Annotated in this window: 20 protein-coding genes and 1 tRNA gene; 12 read left to right on the top strand and 9 right to left on the bottom strand. The window is 41.8% G+C overall.

Annotated features, from left to right (window positions below; genetic code table 11):
- Window positions 1-130: 130 nt before the first annotated feature.
- From I595_RS09355 to I595_RS09395, 9 genes are all read left to right on the top strand, one after another.
- The gene (locus I595_RS09355) at window positions 131-556 is read left to right on the top strand and encodes a hypothetical protein (RefSeq protein ID WP_054559172.1); all 426 of its coding nucleotides are present in this window, start codon (window positions 131-133) and stop codon (window positions 554-556) included.
- A gap of 21 nt (window positions 557-577) precedes the next feature.
- Window positions 578-1,198, top strand: a complete 621-nt coding sequence (locus tag I595_RS09360) for an SIMPL domain-containing protein (RefSeq protein ID WP_054559173.1) — start codon at window positions 578-580, stop codon at window positions 1,196-1,198.
- A 144-nt stretch (window positions 1,199-1,342) separates the two neighbouring features.
- Window positions 1,343-1,429: transfer RNA gene (locus I595_RS09365), tRNA-Leu, on the top strand.
- Between the two features lie 136 nt (window positions 1,430-1,565).
- Window positions 1,566-2,468 carry a MerR family transcriptional regulator gene (locus I595_RS09370; RefSeq protein WP_054559174.1) on the top strand — a complete coding sequence of 301 codons (903 nt, stop codon included), beginning with the start codon at window positions 1,566-1,568 and terminating at the stop codon, window positions 2,466-2,468.
- Window positions 2,469-2,482: 14 nt separating this feature from the next.
- On the top strand, window positions 2,483-3,940 hold the full coding sequence (locus I595_RS09375; RefSeq protein ID WP_054559175.1) for a phytoene desaturase family protein: 1,458 nt from the start codon (window positions 2,483-2,485) through the stop codon (window positions 3,938-3,940).
- Window position 3,941: 1 nt separating this feature from the next.
- Window positions 3,942-4,781: a phytoene/squalene synthase family protein gene (locus I595_RS09380; RefSeq protein WP_054559176.1), complete on the top strand. Its 840-nt coding sequence runs from the start codon at window positions 3,942-3,944 to the stop codon at window positions 4,779-4,781.
- Between the two features lie 4 nt (window positions 4,782-4,785).
- Entirely contained in the window at window positions 4,786-5,235 is a 450-nt protein-coding gene (locus I595_RS09385; protein ID WP_054559177.1) for a sterol desaturase family protein, read from the top strand.
- On the top strand, window positions 5,235-6,704 hold the full coding sequence (gene crtD / locus I595_RS09390) for a 1-hydroxycarotenoid 3,4-desaturase CrtD (protein WP_054559178.1): 1,470 nt from the start codon (window positions 5,235-5,237) through the stop codon (window positions 6,702-6,704). The genes I595_RS09385 and crtD overlap by 1 nt, the downstream gene beginning before the upstream one ends.
- A gap of 5 nt (window positions 6,705-6,709) precedes the next feature.
- The gene (locus I595_RS09395; protein ID WP_054559179.1) at window positions 6,710-7,345 is read left to right on the top strand and encodes a carotenoid biosynthesis protein; all 636 of its coding nucleotides are present in this window, start codon (window positions 6,710-6,712) and stop codon (window positions 7,343-7,345) included.
- On the opposite strand, the gene I595_RS09400 is transcribed toward I595_RS09395, so the two are convergent.
- The 6 genes from I595_RS09400 to I595_RS09425 all read right to left on the bottom strand — a co-directional run bounded on the left by I595_RS09400 (window position 7,342) and on the right by I595_RS09425 (window position 14,501).
- Window positions 7,342-8,040, bottom strand: coding sequence for a hypothetical protein (locus I595_RS09400; RefSeq protein ID WP_054559180.1), 699 nt, complete (start codon window positions 8,038-8,040; stop codon window positions 7,342-7,344). The genes I595_RS09395 and I595_RS09400 overlap by 4 nt on opposite strands.
- Window positions 8,041-8,043: 3 nt before the next feature.
- On the bottom strand, window positions 8,044-8,607 hold the full coding sequence (locus I595_RS09405; protein ID WP_054559181.1) for a TlpA family protein disulfide reductase: 564 nt from the start codon (window positions 8,605-8,607) through the stop codon (window positions 8,044-8,046).
- A 140-nt stretch (window positions 8,608-8,747) separates the two neighbouring features.
- Window positions 8,748-11,018: an aconitate hydratase gene (locus I595_RS09410; RefSeq protein WP_054559182.1), complete on the bottom strand. Its 2,271-nt coding sequence runs from the start codon at window positions 11,016-11,018 to the stop codon at window positions 8,748-8,750.
- Window positions 11,019-11,253: 235 nt separating this feature from the next.
- Window positions 11,254-12,207, bottom strand: coding sequence for an AAA family ATPase (locus I595_RS09415; RefSeq protein ID WP_054559183.1), 954 nt, complete (start codon window positions 12,205-12,207; stop codon window positions 11,254-11,256).
- A 1-nt stretch (window position 12,208) separates the two neighbouring features.
- Window positions 12,209-13,636 carry a peptidylprolyl isomerase gene (locus I595_RS09420; protein WP_054559184.1) on the bottom strand — a complete coding sequence of 476 codons (1,428 nt, stop codon included), beginning with the start codon at window positions 13,634-13,636 and terminating at the stop codon, window positions 12,209-12,211.
- Window positions 13,623-14,501 carry a hypothetical protein gene (locus tag I595_RS09425; RefSeq protein ID WP_054559185.1) on the bottom strand — a complete coding sequence of 293 codons (879 nt, stop codon included), beginning with the start codon at window positions 14,499-14,501 and terminating at the stop codon, window positions 13,623-13,625. Before I595_RS09425 ends, I595_RS09420 begins: the two co-directional genes overlap by 14 nt.
- Before the next feature lie 147 nt (window positions 14,502-14,648).
- Here I595_RS09425 and I595_RS09430 point away from each other — a divergent pair, with 147 nt between their 5' ends.
- Both I595_RS09430 and I595_RS09435 read left to right on the top strand, forming a co-directional pair.
- Window positions 14,649-14,891 (top strand): hypothetical protein, encoded by a 243-nt coding sequence (locus I595_RS09430; protein ID WP_054559435.1) that lies wholly within the window; start codon window positions 14,649-14,651, stop codon window positions 14,889-14,891.
- Window positions 14,892-15,023: 132 nt separating this feature from the next.
- Window positions 15,024-16,094: a serine hydrolase gene (locus I595_RS09435; protein ID WP_245628261.1), complete on the top strand. Its 1,071-nt coding sequence runs from the start codon at window positions 15,024-15,026 to the stop codon at window positions 16,092-16,094.
- 58 nt (window positions 16,095-16,152) lie between these two features.
- Here I595_RS09435 and I595_RS09440 read toward each other — a convergent pair whose 3' ends face one another.
- Window positions 16,153-17,769, bottom strand: a complete 1,617-nt coding sequence (locus tag I595_RS09440; RefSeq protein ID WP_054559187.1) for a Gfo/Idh/MocA family protein — start codon at window positions 17,767-17,769, stop codon at window positions 16,153-16,155.
- Complete coding sequence (locus I595_RS09445; protein ID WP_054559188.1) at window positions 17,766-18,248, bottom strand: DoxX family protein; 483 nt, start codon at window positions 18,246-18,248, stop codon at window positions 17,766-17,768. The genes I595_RS09440 and I595_RS09445 overlap by 4 nt, the downstream gene beginning before the upstream one ends.
- A gap of 162 nt (window positions 18,249-18,410) precedes the next feature.
- Here I595_RS09445 and aqpZ point away from each other — a divergent pair, with 162 nt between their 5' ends.
- Window positions 18,411-19,109, top strand: a complete 699-nt coding sequence (gene aqpZ / locus I595_RS09450) for an aquaporin Z (RefSeq protein ID WP_054559189.1) — start codon at window positions 18,411-18,413, stop codon at window positions 19,107-19,109.
- Between the two features lie 75 nt (window positions 19,110-19,184).
- Here the strand turns inward: aqpZ and rimO are convergent, their stop codons facing one another.
- Complete coding sequence (gene rimO, locus I595_RS09455; protein ID WP_054559436.1) at window positions 19,185-20,492, bottom strand: 30S ribosomal protein S12 methylthiotransferase RimO; 1,308 nt, start codon at window positions 20,490-20,492, stop codon at window positions 19,185-19,187.
- Window positions 20,493-20,573 lie beyond the last annotated feature (81 nt).

A 20,573-nucleotide genomic window follows, 5' to 3' on the forward strand; every position in this document is an offset into this window, starting at 1 on the left:
CCCCATGTACCCTCACAGCCACAAAAAACCTCCCTGAATACAGGGAGGTTTTTTTTACGGTATACAGGGCTTGTTATGGGCCATCCTTATACGAAGTTTGTAGGGTAATATTAACCTAAAAAATAGAATTATGATTTACGGAATTACCTTAGTGCTTTTAAGTATTCTTGCAGTACCATCCTTGTTGCTATCCAAAAAACCAAATGCCAAAGAACTTCTGGAAAAAATTGAACCCTACCAAGGCTGGATAGGACTTATTTTCTGTATATGGGGTGTTTGGGGAATTATTTCCAGTATTTTAAACCTAGGCTGGTTAACCTCTGCCCCCATTTGGTGGGCCACGTTATTGGCTGGAAGCATTGTCCAGGCCGGACTTGGCTTTATGTTGGGCTTTGGCACCATTAACAAGCTGGTTATTGGCTCTAACGTGCAAGCGCAGGAAAAAGCAGCGGAACTCAGGGAAAAGATTGCCCCAAAACAAGGAAAATTGGGCCTTTTTGGACTATTCTTGGGCGTTTGGGTCATTGTTGCCTCCTTTCTTTTTACCGTAGCCTAAAAACTTATAAACAGCAGCCTTATGCAAACTAAACATCATTCCATCCTTTTATTGGGTATTTTCACGCTTCTCCTTAGCATGAGCAGCTTTGGTCAACAAGAAACTTTCAAAAGCCTTAAGGTTACGGGCAATACCTTGGTTAAGCGCAGCATTACCCAGTACAGGGCAAAAATCACGCTTAATTTAGACCAGGCATACTATTCCAATCCGGAGTGCCAGAACATTGCCGACCTCAAAGCGATTTATTTTGAGAAACTAAAGGCCCAAGGGTTTGATATAAGTGGACTGGTGGAAAATGAAATGGAGGCTTCCTATTACGGTTACCTAAAAGGCGGAACAAGTTTTACCTACGAAACTGCGGACAAAGAGGAATTGGCCTTGCTTTCCAAGGTGCGCATGAACGGAGTGACCACCACCTATTTTTTTAAGTATGAAATTACGGACCAACAACAAGATCAATACCGTAAAGAGGCATTTAAAGATGCAGTTAAAAACGCGGAAAAGTTGGCAAAGATAGCGTCGATTGAGATTGGGGACATCATTTCCATATCTGAATTTAAGGTCCAAAAGTATATTTGGTCCACCTATGACATGGGTCATGAAGAATATGCATCGGTACAATTGGGCTTTTTAATCAAATAATAAAACCATTTTAGAGTTGGTTAGTTGGTTGCCAATCTGGAATCCCATGGATTTTCAGGTTGGCTTTTGTTGGTGTGGGTCATCAAAAAAAGGCGGTGCCAAGTGTGATGTAAAGGAATTTGATTATTTTTGCTGCCGCTAAAAGCCCACGTGGTGGAATTGGTAGACACGCTACCTTGAGGGGGTAGTGTTCGTAAGGACGTGCTGGTTCGACTCCAGTCGTGGGCACCAGAAACCTTCTATCATCAGATAGAAGGTTTTTTTTTTGCCTTTTTTTAACTTATTTCCCATTCTTTAAATTTTAACGGTTGCTTATCACGTTGATACGTATTAAATTGTAAATTTGTTTAACGATTTATTTAAAATAATGAACAACGTTAAGAAATTATTCAGTATTCGGGATATGGAGAACCTATCCGGAATAAAGGCCCATACCATAAGAATCTGGGAAAAAAGGTATAATCTCTTCACGCCAGAACGCACGTCCACCAACATAAGAACCTACAGCTTAAAGAGCCTCCAAAAGCTGCTCAATATCACTTTACTTTACCACAACGGTTATAAAATTTCTAAAATTGCAAAGTTGCCGGAGAGTGAAATCCCTGTTTTGGTAAGGGAAATCGTGGCTAAGAACAGTGAAAAGAGCCATGCTATCAATGCCTTTAAACTGTCCATGATCAACTTTGATCAAAATTTGTTCTTTAATACCTATAATAGTCTCTTGGCAGAGCGTTCTTTTCGGGATATTTTTAATGAGGTCTTCATTCCGCTTTTAAATGAACTGGGGCTGCTTTGGCAAACAGACACCATTAGTCCTTCCCACGAGCATTTCATCACCAACCTAATCAAACAGAAAATTTACATCAACACGGAAAAACTACAGATTTTGGAACCTTCTAGAAAGGATAAAGTCTTTGTGTTGTTCCTTCCAGAAAATGAAATACACGAATTGGGTCTTCTTTACCTCAATTATGAAATTATTTTAAAGGGATATAAATCCATCTACCTTGGCCAAACAATGCCAATAGATGATATGGTAGATTTGTTAAAGTATTACGACAATCTGCACTTTGTATCCTACTTTACGGTATCCCCTAACAAAGATGAAATAGACAAGTATATTCAACGCTTCACCAAAAGCCTGAACGAAACAGGAAAATCCAAACTCTGGATTTTAGGGCACCAGGTACAGCATATTTCGCAAGATTCATTGCCAGATACGGTAAGTACGTTTAATTCCATAGAAAAATTGACCAGCCATATTGGTTAAGCGCCTAATACTTTATGAAAAATATTGTCATCATTGGTTCCGGTTTCTCGTCATTGTCCGCTGCTTGCTATTTGGCAAAAGCGGGCCATAACGTATCCATCTATGAAAAAAATTCTACCATAGGCGGCCGCTGCAGGCAGTTCCAAAAAGACGGTTTTACTTTTGATATAGGGCCAAGTTGGTACTGGATGCCGGATATTTTTGAAAAATTCTTTAATGACTTTGGGAAAAAAACTTCAGATTTCTACCAACTGGATAAACTAGACCCAGCCTACAAAATATTTTTTGCGGATGATGTCATCACCATTGGGGACAGCATGGAAAAGATTTGTACAGAATTTGAGCGTATAGAGTTGGGCAGCGGAAAACACCTAAGGAATTTTATAGGGAAGGCCCAAGAAAATTATGATATTGCCATTAATAAAATAGTTTTACGCCCAGGACTTTCCCCCCTGGAACTGGTAACCAAGGAGACCGTCTTGCGGGTAGACCAATTTTTTAAATCCATTAGCCAAGAGGTAAGGAAACGTTTTGACAATCCCAAATTAATTTCAACTTTGGAGTTCCCCGTGCTTTTTCTTGGCGCCAAACCAAGCAAGACCCCCTCTTTTTACAGTTTTATGAACTTTGCTGATTTTGGATTGGGCACTTGGCATCCTAAGGGCGGGATGTATGAAATTATTAAGGCGATGAAAAAGGTTGCCGAAATGGAAGGGGTCTCCATCCATGTAAATTCCCCAGTTGAAAAAATAGAGGTGGGCAACGGTAAGGCCAAAGGAATCCAAGTGGCCGGTAAATTCGTGCCAGCGGACGTTATCATCAGCGGAGCGGACTACCACCACTCCGAAACCTTGTTGGACCAACAATATCGTCAATACTCAGAAAGCTACTGGGCCAAAAAGACCTACGCACCCTCTTCCTTACTGTTTTACGTAGGGTTTAACAAGAGATTGGACAACGTGGAGCACCATAACCTTTTCTTTGATACCGATTTTGAAAAACATGCTGAGGAAATATATGACAATCCCATTTGGCCAACGGACCCTTTATTCTATGCCAATTTTCCATCGGTGACAGATGCGAGCATGGCACCAAAAGGCTGTGAGACCGGTTTCTTTTTAATTCCGATAGCACCAGATTTGGAAGATACCAAAGTCCTAAGGAAACAATATTTTGATTTGATTATAGACCGATTGGAGTTAAGAACGGGGCAAAAGGTAAAGGATAGTATTTTGTTTAACGAGAGTTTCTGTGTGAATGATTTTGTTGAGGCGTACAACTCTTACAAGGGAAATGCCTACGGGATGGCCAATACCCTATCACAAACCGCCTTTTTAAGGCCAAGTCTAAAAAGTAAGAAAGTTCAAGATTTGTATTTCACCGGCCAGTTGACCGTGCCAGGTCCCGGTGTACCGCCTTCCCTAATTTCGGGGAAGTTGGTCTCTGAACTGATTATTAAAAAACACGCTTAAAATGAAAACAATTTTTGACACGGTATCCTACAGCTGCAGTAAAACCGTTACGGAATCTTACAGCACCTCATTTTCATTAGCCACCAAAATGCTAGGGTCCAGCATTAGGCCAGACATTTACAATATTTATGGGTTTGTACGTTTTGCTGACGAGATTGTGGACACTTTTCATGAATATGACAAGGAAGTCTTGTTCAATGATTTTGAAAAAGACCTACATTACGCAATTGCCCATAAAATTAGTTTGAATCCTATTTTAAACTCCTTTCAACACACCTACCACAAATACGACATTCCATTTGAGCTGGTAGCGGCCTTTATGAAAAGTATGCGAATGGATTTGGTCAAAAAAAAGTATACTACCACAGCAGAATACAAGGAATACATCTATGGTTCCGCAGATGTTGTGGGTCTCATGTGCCTTTGCGTTTTTGTCCAGGGAGATAAAAAGAAGTACGACTCCCTAAAAGAATCTGCAATGGCTTTAGGTTCTGCTTTTCAAAAAGTGAATTTCCTAAGGGACCTTAAAGCAGACTTTGAAGACTTGGAGCGCACTTATTTTCCCAACACCAACTTATTGGAGTTGGACGAGGCTTCCAAAAAACGTATCGTTGATGAAATAAAAGCGGATTTTGCCATGGGGCTCTCGGGTATTGAACATCTTCCCCCAGAGGCCAAATTTGGAGTATACACTGCTTATAAATACTACTATAAACTGCTAGAAAAACTCCAAAAAACACCTCCTTTGGAAATAAAAAATACGCGTATTCGTGTTCCGAATTATCAAAAATTCGGACTTTTGGCAAAATCATATGTGAATTACAAATTACAATTGGTATAACCTTATGAAAGTTTTTCTTTGGATAATTATCTTTTTAGGTACTTTTTCAATAATGGAATTTATGGCATGGTTCACCCATAAATATGTGATGCACGGGTTTTTATGGAGCCTGCACAAAGACCACCACCGTAAAGACCATGACTCTTGGTTTGAGCGTAACGACCTGTTTTTTATTTTTTACGCCGTAGTGAGCATGTCACTGATCATGATTGCGGGCAATACCAATTTTTGGTATGGCCAACCCATGGGCTTTGGTATTCTGGCGTACGGTATTGCCTATTTTGTGGTGCATGACATTTTTATACACCAAAGATTTAAACTACTCCGCAATGCCAATAACTGGTATGCCAAAGGAGTGCGTAGGGCGCATAAAATGCACCATAAACATTTGGGAAAAGAAGATGGGGAATGTTTTGGGATGCTCTTTGTTCCTTTTAAGTATTTTAAAAAGTAATGCCCAAAACCGCCATTATTGTTGGTGCGGGCATAGCAGGGCTTGCAACTGCCATAAGACTTTCTGCCAAAGGCTACCAGGTAAACGTTTTTGAGGCCAATGACTACCCCGGTGGCAAATTACATTCCAAAACCGTGGAAGGCTATAGATTTGACCTTGGCCCTTCTTTATTTACCATGCCGTGGTTAATTACAGAACTTTTTGAAATACACGGTAAAAACCCAACGGACTACTTTAACTACTATAAGAAAGATGTCATTTGCAACTATTTCTGGGAAGACGGTAAAACCTTTTCCGCCAAGGCAGACATCAACCAATTTGCCAAGGAAGCATCAATTTCTTTTAATGAGAAGGAGGAAACGATCAAAAGGTTTTTATCGGATAATCGAAAAAAATATGATTTAACCCATTCCATTTTTTTAGAAAAATCCCTGCACAGAACAAGCACCTATCTTTCTAAAGACACCTTAAAAGCCTTGTTCAGAATTGGGGGCATGGGTATCAATAACACCCTAAACAAAAGTAACGAGCGGTATTTTTCAAATCCTAAATTAGTACAACTTTTTAACCGCTACGCCACCTACAATGGCTCATCTCCATACAAAACCCCGGGAATAATGTCCATGATACCCCATTTAGAAATGGAGCTTGGTACCTATTTCCCAAAAGGTGGCATGCATGAAATAACTAAAGCCCTCTTTCAATTGGCACAAGATATAGGGGTAGTCTTTCATTTTAAACAGCCCGTAAAGCAGATATTGGTCAAGGGCAAAAAAGCCGTAGGGATTACCACTGATGGCGGTGATTTTACTGGGGACTTGGTGGTAAGCAATATGGATGTGTATCCAACCTACCGAAAGTTACTGGCCAACCACAGACAACCCGAAAAAACTTTGAAGCAAGAACGTTCCAGCTCCGCGCTAATTTTTTATTGGGGGATAAACAAATCGTTCCCCCAACTGGATCTCCACAATATTTTGTTCAGTAATGATTACCCAACGGAATTTAAGTACATTTTTGATAAAAAGACCCTTTATCACGATGCTACGGTCTATATCAATATTACCAGCAAGGAACAAGAACAAGATGCGCCAAAAGGCTCGGAAAACTGGTTTGTTATGATCAATGCTCCAGGCAATTATGGCCAGGATTGGGATACTTTGGTCACAGTGGCAAGACAGCATATTATTTCCAAAATAAACCGCGTTCTTAACACAGATATAGCTTCCCTAATCGCTACGGAATTTGTCTTAGACCCAAAAGGAATAGAATCTGCAACCAGTTCTTATAGAGGTGCTTTATACGGGGCAGCCAGTAACTCCAAATTTGCGGCGTTTTTAAGACATCCAAACTTTAGCAATCATATCAAGAACCTGTATTTTTGTGGAGGATCTGTACATCCGGGTGGTGGCATACCATTATGTCTGTTGTCTGCCAAAATAGTACATGATCTTGTACCGGAAATGTAACCTTTATGCCAAAAATCCAAAGCCAATACCTAGCCATTTTTGTGATTTGGCTTTTTCATATCTCAGGCATGATCGGGATTAGCTTTGGGGATAGCGAATGGTTCATTGGCAAATCTGCATTGAACCTTACTGTGAGCCTTTTGATTTTTCTATTGATGTTTCCTGTTAATTCCCTAAAAAAATGGTTGCTTTTTGCCGTTTTCTTTTTTGTGGGGATGTTCTCTGAGTGGCTAGGGGTTAACTACGGATTGCTCTTTGGAGATTATACCTATGGCAGTAATTTAGGCCCTAAAATTGATGGTGTGCCCCTAATTATTGGGGCCTTTTGGGGCATACTCACTTTTATAACGGCCGAAGTTGCATCTCTACTTGGTTTAAAAAACTGGCCAAAAATCTTTACAGCTGCCCTACTCATGGTAGGTCTTGATTTTTTAATGGAAAAGAATGCCCCGGTATTTGATTTTTGGGAGTTTGAAGGCCCAGTTCCCATTGACAATTATATTGCCTGGTTTCTAATTGGTCTGTTCTTACAGATTATTTTACATTATGCCAAGGCAGGTGGGAACAGACTTATGTCTTCCCATCTTTACTTGGCACAGCTTGTCTTTTTCCTCTTTTTTTACGTGACGGCGATTATCTAAGTAAACTTTAAAGGATTTTTACGATCCCAACTTCCAATGGTTTTATAGGGTTGAAATCGTGAAAAAAGTTCTTCTGAATACCAACCTAGTTCCCTAGTCATCCCAATGGCCTTTGCATGACCTTTTGTCTGGTAGGCAAAGGCGTTAAGGGCATCTAAATTGCTCCATAAACTAAAGGTCGCCATATTTTTTAATGGCACCTCACCTACCCCCTTGGTAAACAATAGCCCATCATTTTCCTTTAAATGCTGTCTAGACTTAGGCACAAAACGCCAAAATTTCCATAAGAACTTAGGCTTAATGGTGGCTCTGGTAATAACGGCGTAATAGGGAATATCAGTTAAAGCATCACTCTTTTTAAATGGGTTGGCACCACCCCATTTGCCCCTTGCCATAATGTTTCTTAAATAAACACAATAATGCTCCGTTGCCTTTTTTCTATAGGTATTAAAAATTTTCGCTTCCTCAAAAAAAGCATCGGCTTTGGCTTGATTTTCCCAAATTTGTAAAATGGCATATGTAGAAAAATCTGGCCTAGGATCAAACCCTTCCTTGCCGGTCCCTAGGAGCTTATACATTTCTTGTCCTTCAACTTTGGCAAAATGCTTATGGGCAAATTGCATCATTCCAAATGCCCAGAACTTACTGGCAAGATTGCCAAATCTAAAAAAGGTAAGCGTGGATACCTGTGACATGACCTATTCTTCTATAAGGGAATCTAGAACCTCAATGACTTTGCTATGGGTCCAATCCGCTATACCATTTTGCTCAATGACTATGGTTCCGTCTTTATCCAGCACATAAGAATACGGTGGCTTTTCAGGAACTTCCACAGCAGATTTGTCCCCAATGATTAAATAAGTCACGGGGAAGGTAAATTCATGCTTTTCCATGAACTCCTCTACCGGTGGCCTATTTTCATTGGTTATAATGTAGAAATCCATCTTCCCTTTATAACGATTGTATAAATCTTGGATGCTTGCCAACTCCGCTTCACTGGGCAGTCTCCAAGAAGCCCAAAAATTAATGAACACCACCCTACCTTTGGATTTTTCAAAATTGAAAAAACTCCAGTCCTTATCTTTTAAACGCCAATTGTAATCTGTTACCTGCCTACGCTCGTCTTCCTCCACCACGTATGGGGCATAAGAGAAAATTCTATTGAGCAATAACTTACCGTAGTGTCCTACGGGCGTAACAAAAAAAGATAAAATAAAAAGAATGACGGCAATAGTAACTACGGTATTCTTCTTTACGGCCATTTATATGGTGTTATAATGAAAAGAGAGTGCCTTAAAAGTAAGTTACCTATCTAAAATATGCCTAGCCAGTTTTATGCTAATACTTAACCGGGCCGTATAGATTCCTTTTAAAACACTCTCCTATAGTTATTCTAACGCATTTAGGCGTTTTCCTTTTTGATTACATTCAAAGCCGAACCCTCTTTAAACCAGTTAATTTGTGAGGCATTGTAGGTATGGTTGGCAATGATGGTATCCTTGGAACCATCTGCATGCACCACCTCAAGCGTTAAGGGCTTTCCTGGTGAGAACGAAGCAATATCCACAAAGTTAAAGGTGTCATCCTCCTGTATTAAATCATAATCTGCCTCATTGGCAAACGTTAACCCAAGCATTCCCTGCTTTTTTAGATTGGTCTCATGTATACGTGCAAAAGATTTCACTAGAACCGCGGCAACACCTAAATGTCTAGGTTGCATAGCTGCATGTTCACGGGAGGAACCTTCCCCATAATTATGGTCACCCACAACTATAGACCGTATCCCTTTGGCTTTGTAGGCCCTTTGGGTATCTGGAACACCACCATATTCCCCGGTCAACTGATTTTTTACAAAATTTGTTTTCTTGTTGAATGCGTTTACCGCACCAATAAGGGTATTGTTGGCAATATTATCCAAATGCCCACGGTACCTTAACCAGGGCCCCGCCATAGAGATATGATCTGTGGTGCACTTGCCAAACGCTTTTATCAACAGTTTTACGCCCTGTAGTTCTTCCGGTTGTATAGGAACAAACGGATCTAACAACTGTAGCCGTTCCGAGGTACCCGAGACTACCACTTGAACGCCACTTCCATCTTCCATAGGTGCAACATATCCGGCATCTTCCACGGCAAAACCTTCTGGTGGCAACTCATAACCTCTTGGCTCATCCAAAACTACTTCCTCCCCGTCTTCATTGATCAACTTATCCGTTAAGGGATTAAAATCCAACCGGCCAGAAATAGCAATTGCCGTCACCAATTCTGGAGAACCTACAAAAGCAAGGGTATTGGGGTTACCATCCGCGCGTTTGGCAAAATTCCGATTAAAAGAATGTACAATGGTATTTCTGGGTCCATTGGCCGCATTGTCGCCGTAACGGTCCCACATACCTATACATGGCCCACAGGCATTGGCAAACACGGTGGCACCCACGTTGTTAAACGTATCAATAAAACCATCACGTTCAATGGTGTACCGTACCTGCTCCGAGCCAGGGGTAATGGTAAATTGTGATTTCATCTTCAGGTTTTTCTCCGAGACCTGTTTTGCCAAGGAGGCTGCCCTAGAAATATCTTCATAAGAAGAATTGGTACAGGAACCAATTAATCCTACCTGCACATTTAGCGGCCAATCATTCTCCTTTGCAGCTTCACTCATTTTTGAAATTGGAGTGGCCAAATCTGGGGTAAACGGTCCGTTTAGATGGGGCTCCAAGGTATCCAAATCTATCTCAATGACTTGGTCAAAATATTTTTCTGGGTTTTCATACACCTCAGGGTCTGCAGTTAAATGTTCCTTGGCACTTAGGGCGGCATCGGCCACATCCTCACGATCTGTTGCACGCAAGTACCTGTCCATGGATTCATCATAACCAAAAGTAGAGGTGGTGGCACCTACCTCAGCACCCATATTACAGATGGTTCCTTTCCCTGTGCAGGACATAGAGATGGCACCTTCTCCAAAATACTCCACTATGGCACCGGTTCCACCTTTAACGGTCAAAATATCAGCAACTTTAAGAATGACATCCTTGGGCGCAGTCCAGCCAGATAATTTTCCGGTAAGTTTAACACCTATTAGCTTGGGAAACTTAAGTTCCCATGGCATACCCGCCATAACATCAACCGCATCTGCCCCACCTACACCTATGGCAACCATTCCCAAACCACCTGCATTAACGGTGTGGGAATCCGTACCAATCATCATTCCTCCCGGAAATGCATAATTTTCCAGAACCACTTGGTGAATAATTCCCGCGCCGGGTTTCCAAAAACCAATCCCGTATTTATTGGAAACGGACTCTAGAAAGTCAAAAACCTCATTGCTGGTTTCATTCGCTCTTTTTAAATCTGCGGACGCTCCTACCTTAGCTTGTATAAGATGATCACAATGTACCGTTGTTGGTACGGCCACCTTTGGCTTACCAGCATGCATAAACTGCAGAAGTGCCATTTGTGCGGTTGCATCTTGGCACGCAACCCGATCAGGGGCAAAATCAACATAATCCTTGCCACGGACAAACACTTTATCCGGATTGCCATCCCATAGATGTGAATATAAAATCTTCTCCGATAACGTAAGTGGATTGCCAACCAACTCCCTAGCCTTGCCTACCCGTTCTCCCATGGTAGCATAGACCTGTTTAATCATGTCAATATCAAATGCCATTCTACAAGTTTTATTTACGGTTATAAAATGCTAAAAATACAAAAATGAAATGGGCTAAAAAATAGAAGTATCCGCAATATCCCTACTTTTTCGATGGAAAGGGCCCATGGATCCTTATGGCCATGAAATAAGGGAATACATCTAAGACCATCACTTAAAATCTTAGAGGAGCAATAGCACAGATTGCTTGAGCTAGTGTTCAGCTTTATACGGCGTTTAGGTGAAGAATTGCGGATTAAAGCAACTCTTGTATCAGTTGATCTTCTGTAATCCCTTCAGCTTCGGCCTTATAATTCTTTAAGATTCGATGTCTTAGAATTCCCTTGGCAACTGCTTTCACGTTTTCGATATCTGGAGAAAACTTACCGTGGATTGCAGCATGTGCCTTTGCCGCCAACACCAAGTTTTGTGAAGCTCTTGGACCCGCACCCCAGTCAATATAGGTTTTTACATATTCTGACGCCCCATCTAAATTTGGTCTGGTCTTATTGACCAATCTTACCGTATAGTCTACCACATTGTCCGGCACCGGTATTTTCCTGATAAGTTCCTGGACATCGTTGATGCCATCTGCGCTAAAAAGGGTGTTTAGATTAATGGTTGCATTGGAGGTGGTTGCCTTTACAATGGAAATTTCTTCTTCCACTGTGGGATACATTAGTTTAATGGCAAACATAAAGCGATCCAACTGCGCCTCTGGCAGCGGATAAGTACCTTCCTGTTCGATAGGGTTTTGAGTGGCCAGCACAAAATAGGGTTTTTCCAGTTTGTGTTGCTGGCCCGCTATGGTTACCGCACGTTCCTGCATCGCCTCCAGTAAGGCGGCCTGGGTCTTTGGTGGCGTACGGTTAATCTCATCTGCCAATACAATGTTTGCAAAAATAGGACCTTTGATGAACTTAAAATTCCGGTTTTGGTCCAAAACCTCACTGCCCAAGATATCGCTAGGCATTAAGTCCGGGGTAAATTGGATGCGCTTAAAATCCAACCCCAAGGTTTGCGCAATGGTATTGACCATTAACGTTTTTGCCAAGCCAGGCACCCCTATCAAGAGGGAATGGCCACCCGTGTAAATAGAAATCAATATCTGTTCAACCACCTCTTGCTGGCCAACAATTACTTTGGCAATTTCTGCTTTGAGGGCTTGGTGTTTTTCAACAAGATTTTGTACTGCGGCAACGTCTGACATTTTAATTCTTTACCCAATTATTTGCAAAATTGCAATCCTTATTTTCATTGCTTACTTGGATGTAAACATCCGCTATCTTTTCCTTCATCCATTTTTGGATGGCCTTGAATTGCTTGTCACGTAAGGCCAACTCTTGGATTTTAATATAATCACGTGCAAAATCTGCCTTATGTTCGTCATAGCGATTGGTAATCTGCATGATTTTAAATTTTGGTGGTCCGCCCCTTGGGTCTTCCTCTTTTACTGGTCTGGAGATTTCACCGTCCTTGAGTTCCCTAACTTGGTTATATAAGGTTGGGTCCATATTGGTCAGCTCAAACTTGGAGTCAAAATTTACCGGATTACGTAAAAGTCCGCCATCAAACTTTGTTTCTTTTTCATCAGAGAAATTTAGGGCAGCATCCGCAAAGGTATACTTACCTTCCATAATATGTTTTCTAATGGTATCCAATTCCTGGGATGCTTTTAACATCGCTTCCTCAGAAACTTCTGGAATCATCAGGATATGTCGCAAATCCACTTCCTGCCCCCTAATTTTTTCCACTTTCATGAGGTGGTAGCCAAACATAGTCTCAAATGGTTCTGACACTTCCCCTTCACGGAGACTAAAGGCAACGTCCTTAAACTCTTTTACATATCCACTGTTTTTGGTAACCCCCGTATACAGGCCCCCACGTGGTTTTGAACCTGGATCCTGTGAGTACAATATGGCCTTAACGTTAAAACTTGCACCATCTTCTTCTACATCTTGTTTTATACCATTTAAACGGTCTATTACTTTTTGCTTCTCCTCTTCCGTGGGCTGTGGCGATTTAACTATTTGTGAAATCTCTAGCTCGGCGCCAAACACGGGGCGTTCTTCCTCTGGGATATTATAAAAAAACTGGCGCACCTCTTCTGGTGTCACCTGTATTTCCTCCACGATTTTAGCTTGCATTTTTTGGGAGAGCATTTGTAACTTGTTAATTTCAAAAAGTTCTGCTTTAAAACTTTCCAAATCTGGCTTTTTGTAATATTTCAACATTTTTTCAATACTGCCTATCCGGCCCGCCAATTGTTGGATCTGACCGTCACTAGTGGCATTCACCTGATCATCAGACACCAACAAACTGTCTTGTACCGCTTGGTGGGCGTAAAGCCTATCTTCCATAAGTTTTCCTAAAATTTGGCAGTTTGTGATATCCTCGGTGGCGCCGCCTTGTGATTTGATATCGATAAGCGTTTTATCGATATCAGAATCTAGGATTACATAATCCCCGATAACTGCGGCAATGCCATCAATTTTAACCCTTTCTTTTTTAGCGGTGGTATCCATCACCGCTACCTGCGCTGTTTCTTCATTCTGTATATTGGACTGCGCTTCTTGGGCCGCAATACTTATTGTCATGAAACTCGCAAAAAGTAACATCCCTCTTTTACCTCTCTTCATAAATTTCAAATTCGTTAGATTTTATGGCTTCGTCAATAATTTCCGTTTCCAACTTTTTAATGTAGGAAAGTCTTCGGCTGTTAATTATGATGCGTTTGATTTCTGGCAGGCTATAGTCAAATGGAGCAATGTCATTTACCTCAAGAACGTTATGTACTTTGCCCAAATATACCCCTAAAGAGTCCTGCAATTCAAAAAATTGTGATTTCTTAAGATAACGGTCTTGGTTGCTTTGCGTTATAGCTGGTGCCTCCAACATCAATTCTTTGGCACTTACCCATGCGGAATCCTTTAAATGGATTTTCTTAAACTGTACTGCTATGGAATCCAAATAACTTCTATCCTCCTCCTTAAGGTTGCGCAGTCTTTGTACAATTTCATTTTTATTCAAAAACTGATTTGGCAGCACCACAAAGCGAAGTTGCACCAGTTTCTCGTTAAGTTTAAAATTATCTTTATTGTCGTCATAAAACCTGCGCAGCTCGGTGGTTGTCATTGCTGTATCATTAGCAGCAAGGACCAAAGCTTCCAAATATGCCCTTGTATACAATTCTGTGCGGTAATCTTCTACCAATTGATCAAACTTTCTCAACTTATCTTCCGGTAAGTTGATTTTTGATTTGGACAGAAGTAGTTGTTTTGAAGCCCAATTGTTGATAAAGTTAACGGTAAAGGCGGCACTGTCCTGAGGGGACAATCCGTCGGCCAAATAGGGTTTTAGCTCATCCGGGTATAGGTAAGCCTCGCCTACCCTTGCCAATGGCGCAACCTCTTTAACATCCTTTATAAAAGAGTCACAGCTCCAAATAAAAAGCACTAGGCCCAATAGCAAGGGAATTACCCGCGTTACGCTTCTCAATTGCATCGCACAAAAATAACAATTACGTTTTCTTGGACAACCGCTACAACAATTGATTAACACTTTGATGATGGTTGTTGATGGATAATCCCTCTTGTTTGTTAATTTAGTCACCTAGGAACAGTAACAAAAGTCTATCCTATGAACAAGGTATTGGAAAGAAAGATAAAATTGATTTGGGACTTTAAGGGACCAGCAGCGGCAAAAACTGCGGCCCACTATGATATTCATTTACAGGAATACATTGCCAATGAAGAATTGAAGTATGATATTACCGGACACCTTGACATAAGTGATATGCACAGTATCACCTATATGGTGGTGGCGGAATTTGAGATGATTCAGGCACGTGACGACCTTAAACCCCATAGGGGCGAAGTTTATGAGGATGAGTAAAGTACCAATCCCCACATTAGCAGCAAAACAATTAAAATAGAACGTATTTTATCCCATAAATCCAACCCTATGCAATCACAACCTATCCGCTACCTACTTTGTTGTTTAGTTTTATTTGGATGTGGCAAATCCATGGAAAAAAACCTTTTGGACCAAGCCTTGGCCTCTAGCCACGAGAATATAAGGAGGGTAATGGACAGTGTTGCGGATTATGAGGTGCAAATTCGCTATACCCAAATTCACAGGCAACATGATAGCGTAGCGTTTACCACCTATGATTTTCAGGTAAACGACAGCACCTATTTTTACCCGGCCAGCACTGTAAAATTTCCCGCTGCCGTTGCCGCCTTGGAAAAACTGAACGAAGTGGATTCACTTACGATACATACAGAGTTTTTCATTGCTGGCGATTCTGTTAAAACAAGCTTTGGGAGGGCAATTCAAGAAATTTTTGCGGTGAGCGACAACGCTGCCAACAACAGATTGGTAGAATTTTTAGGCCAGGACGACCTTAACCGCAGAATGAAAAATAGGAGGGTTGCCCCCATACGGGTTAGCCATAGGCTTTCCACGGATAACGCTGACAACCCTACCACAAAACCGCTGGTTATCTATGTGAACGACAGCACCACAACTACCTCTAAGGCCATTATCAACCAAGAAACCACTCCCCTATCATTGCAAAAGGTAAGAAAAGGGATAGGATTTTATGCCGGTGACTCCCTTTATGAGGAACCCTTTGACTTTAGCCTAAAAAATTACTTTCCCATTAGTGCACAGCATGAGTTATTAAAACGGGTTATTTTCCCGGGGAAATTCCCAGAAAGCGAACAATTTAACCTAAGTGAGCACCAGAAAGACTTCCTTTTGGATGCTATGCATACCTTACCAAGAAACACAGGTTATGACGGACAGGAATACTATGATGGCTATGGTAAATTCTTTATGTATGGTGACACCAAAAATAACATTCCAGAACATATTAAAATTTACAACAAGGTAGGTTATGCCTATGGAACGCTAACAGACTGTGCCTACATTAAAGATGAAAAATATGGTGTTGAGTTTATGCTCACCGCCACGATTCTTGTAAACAAAGATGGTGTCTTTAATGACGACAAGTATGAGTACGATGACATCGGCATTCCATTTTTGGCCCAGCTAGGACGCGAATTATATCAACTGGAGCTAGGCCGGAAATAAGGTTACACCGTCACCTTTAAAAGCAAGTTTTAAGCGTATTTGACACACCAATGCCCCGCTAAGCCACCTCAATAAATGCATTTCTGGGAGGTTCATTGGATAGCAGTACCTCATCAAAATCGACGCCTTCAATAGGTTCAAGGGCTTGTTTGTTGGCGTCCCATTCTATCTTTTTTCCCAATTTGTATGAAATACCTGCCATGTGGGCCGAAATGGCCTCCTCAAATCCCTCCTTGATACCACAGCTCACCTTGCCACCATTCTTGATAGTGTCTAACCACTCCCGCATATGTAAAAAGGTAGAATCTACCCTTTTACCGTTAACATAGGTCCACATTAAGCCCTTGTCCGCAAAATATTGGGAGGTAGCCGATGATACCGCATCTGGATGATTAATGGCCGGATCATACTGGTAGATCGGTATACGTGGATTCATTTTACCAGTATCCAAAAGCGTTTTGTATTTGGAGGAGGCCTGATCTGGCCAAATGGTCAGACGGTTGCCCAGTTCCATGCTGGCATCATGACCCATAAGTAGGGTTGGACGATTAAAGCTATTACCTAATGTGGCGCTATAGCAAAACGTCATTCCCCTTTCTTTTTTGTCTCGTTGTGAACTTCCCAAATAAAAGTCAGGGAATTCCATGTTTACCTGCAGTACGTCTGGCACATTACGCCCATCATTATGGGTGTAAACCCCACCTGAAGCCATCACCGAGGCCGGTATGCCCATGTTGAGCACACAATTTAAGCGGTCGTAATCATGGGTCAGTAGATCACCGGACAAACCGGAGCCGTAGGCCCACCATTTACGCCATCTAAAAAAATGGTTGGCATTGAACGGCACCTTGGGAGCATTCCCCAAAAACTGCTCCCAGTTGATATTGTTCTCATTGGCATGATTCAAAATCTCATAGTTCCAGGCCCCATTATCATCATTTCTATTAGTACTTGTCTGTATCAAGGATATATGGCCCAAAGTGCCTTTCTTGATGATATCCTCGGCAGTTTTAAAGCTCAAGGTTTGCCGGTGTTGGTGCCCAACGGCAAAAACCGCATCCGAATTCAGGGCAGCATCCCTAAGATCATAGGTCTCCTGCACATTATGTGTCATAGGCTTTTCTACGTAGACGTGCACCCCATGGTTTAGGGCCTCAATGGCCATAGGGGCGTGCCAATGATCAGGGGTTGCAATGACCACAGCATCAATTTCACCGCTTTGGATCATTTCGCTATAATCTGCGTACCGCCTAATTGTATTATCTACAGAGGCAAAAGATTCTAGGGCCTTGTTTGCCCTAAAGTCAAAAATATCGCAGACCCCCGCCATGTGTACATTTAATCTTTCTTGGTTGTAAAAATCTTCCAGCACTTTATTGCTTGGATTTTCCTGAACTTCCAATTCCATGGATTTAATCCAATCTTTGGTGGCAAAACCCAGGGCACGGCAAAGCTGCTCCCCCCGTATGCCAAACCCGATGATGCCCACACGGATAGGTGTTCCACCGATGCCCTGAAAAGTGTTGGGTAATGACGGTTGTATATCCAATGTCTCTAAAATTTCAGAACGTTCCTTCCTTTGCCCTACGGTTTTGGCGGCACCGGCCCACCAGACAGCTCCCAAGATTGGTAATCCCCCCAACCCTTTTAATAAATCCCTACGTGTCCAATTCATGATAATTTCTTTTTAATCTGTGGATATTTTGTTAAGGCCTGTATTCCAAAAACATGTCCCGTAGGAAATTGCAGCAATACCATACATGCTACCATTTCAATGAGGTTCTTATTAACAAACCAATAATTTCCCTCCACGTTGATCTGGGCCAATCCTGGAAAAGGCGGATGTGCTAGATAATATAGGGCCAATAAGCCAATACCGACAAGAGCTCCCGCACGTTCAAAAACCCCCAATAACAAGGTAACACCAACAAAAATTAATGCGGCCATGTTCATGGCATCCACCATACTTACTACAGAATCTGCCAGCATTAAATTAAAAACAGGTTTAAAAGGTCCCTGTGCTGAGGCAAGATAACCGTAGGCCGTCCATTCCGGGTTATACAGTTTTACGATGCCTTCGTACAAAAAATGCCAACCAATCAATACCCGCAACACTATCACCGTGTATGTCTTGCTACTTTTCTTGTCTTTCATAACCATTAATTAATTGTTAGGGCCATCCTATAGCCATCCCTTACTTAAATCTAAAGTTAGGTAAGTGTAGTATGCAGAAAAATGACTTTCATCAGCTTTTTTAGAGTGACCCCATTAAATTACATGTGTCTTATTCTTCATAAACATCTAATCTTTAACATCATGAAAAAATTTATTGCGGAATTTATTGGCACATTATGGCTTGTCTTTGGCGGTTGCGGCAGTGCCATACTAGCAGCGGCATTTCCTGAACTTGGCATTGGGTTCGTAGGGGTTTCTTTGGCATTTGGCCTTACGGTAGTTACCATGGCCTATGCCATCGGGCATATTTCTGGATGTCACCTAAATCCTGCGGTATCTATTGGCTTGGCAGTGGCCGGTAGGTTTGATAAAAAGGAACTATTCCCTTACATCATTTCACAACTCATGGGCGCTATTGCAGGTGCCGCCTTAATTTATATTGTTGCTAGTGGCAAAGCTGGTTTTGAACTGGGTGGCTTTGCGGCCAATGGCTTTGGCGAGCACTCCCCCGGTGGTTATAATATGGTATCTGCTTTTGTGATAGAACTGGTACTCACCTTTGTTTTTCTTTTTGTCATACTTGGAGCCACCCATTCCAAGGCTCCAGCAAATATGGCAGGGCTTAGCATTGGCCTCGCGTTGGCACTTATCCACCTGATCAGCATACCCGTCACCAATACCTCCGTTAATCCTGCTAGAAGTACCAGTCAAGCCCTTTTTGCCGATGGCTCCTGGGCCATTCCCCAATTGTGGTTATTCTGGGTAGCCCCAATATTAGGTGCTATTTTGGCTGGTGTTGTTTACTCCCTGTTGTCACCAGAGAAAGAACAAGGCGCATAGCCTAAGCTTAGCACTGGCCCTAATGAAAATACGAGGTACTAGGCGTAGGGACCAATCGGTCTTTGCGCCTATTTTTTAAACCGAAACAGGAACGCCATATAAATCAAAATCTGCCGCCTCTACAATCTTTAAATTCGTAAAATCACCAATTTTTACATAGTGTTCGGTAGCATCTACCAGCACCTCATTATCCACGTCCGGAGAGTCAAATTCGGTCCTGCCAACAAAATAGTTCCCTTCTTTTCTGTCAATGATGCATCTGTAGGTACGTCCTATATGCTTTTGGTTTAGTTCCCATGATATCTGGGACTGCACTTCCATAATTTCATTGGCACGCTGCTGCTTCACTTCTTCCGGAACATCATCCACCAGCTGATACGCATGGGTATTTTCCTCATGGCTGTAGGTAAAACATCCCAAACGCTCAAATCGCATCTCCGTTACCCAATTTTTAAGCGTCTGGAAATCTTCTTCAGTTTCTCCTGGATACCCCACAATAAGGGTGGTTCTGATGGCCATTTGAGGTACAGCCGTCCTAAAGTCTTGTAATAATTTGGTGGTTTTGGCCTTGGTAGTACCCCTGCGCATACTTTTTAAAATAGGGTCGGCTATATGTTGTAAGGGGATATCAATATAATTGCACACCTTGGGCTCTTTCTTCATTACCTCTAAAACGTCCATGGGAAAACCGGTAGGGAAGGCATAGTGCAACCTGATCCAAGCTATTCCATCAACAGCTACCAACTTAGTAAGCAATTCCGCTAAGTTTCTCTTTTTGTAGAGATCTAAGCCATAATAGGTAAGGTCTTGGGCTATTAAAATTAATTCCTTAACTCCCTTGGCGGCCAATTTTTCTGCCTCTTCTACCAATTCCTCCATAGGCTTGCTCCTGTGCTTGCCACGCATAAGGGGTATGGCACAAAAGGAACAAGGCCTATCGCAGCCCTCTGCAATTTTAAGATAGGCGTAGTTTTTAGGAGTGGTCGTTAGCCGCTCACCAATTAATTCATGTTTGTAATCTGCCCCTAGGGCCTTTAATAAATTGGGTAGGTCACTCGTTCCAAAATAAGCGTCCACATCAGGGATTTCCGCCTGCAAATCTGGTTTATATCGCTCACTTAGACATCCGGTAACAAAAACCTTATCCACACTACCTTCTTCCTTTTTTTGCACATATTCTAAAATGGTATTGACGCTTTCTTCCTTGGCGTTGGCAATAAACCCACACGTATTGATCACTACCACGTTACCTTCCTCCTCATGAACCACCTCTTTGTCATTGGCCCTTAATTGCCCCATCAACACCTCAGAATCGTATACATTCTTACTGCAACCCAAGGTTACTACGTTGATTTTGTTTTTTTTAAGTGATTTTGTCCGCATATTTTTTTTCTGGAAGGCAAAAATACAACACCGTTTGCAATTGGTCGATTTTACTGCATAATTCTTTAATTTCTGCGTTAA

It is taken from the genome of Croceitalea dokdonensis DOKDO 023 (assembly GCF_001306415.1).
Lineage (GTDB): Bacteria > Bacteroidota > Bacteroidia > Flavobacteriales > Flavobacteriaceae > Croceitalea > Croceitalea dokdonensis.